Source organism: Acinetobacter sp. YH12152, assembly GCF_013418285.1.
Lineage (GTDB): Bacteria > Pseudomonadota > Gammaproteobacteria > Pseudomonadales > Moraxellaceae > Acinetobacter > Acinetobacter amyesii.
On sequence record NZ_VPCH01000114.1, the window covers coordinates 1 to 1,402 of the forward strand.

A 1,402-nucleotide genomic window follows, 5' to 3' on the forward strand; every position below is an offset into this window, starting at 1 on the left:
AAGAGATGCGATGGATGTCTGATGATTTGTAGTCATAAATTTTAGTCCCCACTTGTTTCTAAGTGGGGACTAAATTAAGGCTTATAGGATGAATTCAGAAGGTGTGTTCAGCGGACGCTTACGGATTAACTCTAATCATACGATGTCTAAAGCCACTATCCCGTCTTACCCGGAGCGTAGCTTGTGGGTTACCTTGTGACTTAAGATAGGCTAAGGCTTTATTGAAACGATTAGATACTTCATTAATGGTTTGAGAAATTTGCTGAGGTGATAATGGTGGGTCTATTGCTTCCAATGCTTTCAATTGACGATCTGCCCAATACACTCCTTTTTTAAGCATTCCTTCGCATGTGAATTTTTTGGATGAAACATTATCAGGTTCAATGAATAACTTGAGCTCTTCAACTCTTTGGTAGACATCAAATCCAATACCCTCACTGGATTTGTAGTCTTCACGATATGCTATCTGCTTATCTTGAGTGAGATGAGTATTTATGATGGATTCCAGACTGTTAAAGGCAAGCCTTGGAAATGTGATTACAAGCTTACACCCATGATTATATGAAACACCTGAGGGTTGTTTATCATAATATCCTATCTTAGATTCTGGGCGGAGCTTCCTTGTTTCTGGAGAATACCAATACAGATTATACGAAAGGCTTTGCTGATCAGCTTGTTCAAGAATTTGAATTGAAAATTTTTTGAGAGAATCATAATCCATGGAGGGAGAAACCAAGATAATAATCAAAATGCTATCTTATACTACTTATTATCCTATCTTGTTCTTCTCTTTATGCTTTACTTCTAAAGATACTTTTCTTTAGATATAGTCTCTCTCTACCATTTCTTTTATAGTATTCTATTATAAATAATACACTACCATTAAACAAATTTCAACAACAAAATCAATTACTTAATCAAATAACAATCAATCACTACTTCGTACTTCACATATAGTGAATACATAGCCATTGATTGTGTACTTTTCCTTCTAATGATATAGAGTCGATTCAGCACAACTGTGGTTAACTCTCACCAATCCTGGTGTTAAGCCTATTAGATGTTCCTTTCAAGTATAGGTTGCACATAGGAATACCTAGAGGTAGTTCATGGTATAGATCAAGGACTTTTCCAATTTATCCTATCTTGAAAACTTTTGGGTTATCTAAGCTTTATTCGCTCAATTTCATTTACATCAAATTACCCTTATACATCAACCAATATTGAATCTGTAAATGAATAAGTAAATGGTAAATCAACTATCCTATAAGTTTATCCGTAAGCGTCCGCTGAATCCCATACCTATTTTTTAATTCAATTTAGGTTTCCAGCAGTGCGGCAGCAATTCTTCAATTTGGGTCACTTTGTGTGTCGGCAACCTTTTCAGCACATCACTTAAATA

The 1,402-nt window shown here is 35.2% G+C and carries 2 protein-coding genes; both read right to left on the reverse strand.

The annotated features are described in order from the left end of the window. Positions 1–118: 118 nt before the first annotated feature. Positions 119–721, reverse strand: coding sequence for a hypothetical protein (locus FTU83_RS17185; protein ID WP_180107464.1), 603 nt, complete (start codon positions 719–721; stop codon positions 119–121). A gap of 588 nt (positions 722–1,309) precedes the next feature. Then, the coding region (locus tag FTU83_RS17190; protein ID WP_151778716.1) for a transposase domain-containing protein at positions 1,310–1,402 on the reverse strand (93 nt) is incomplete at its 5' end.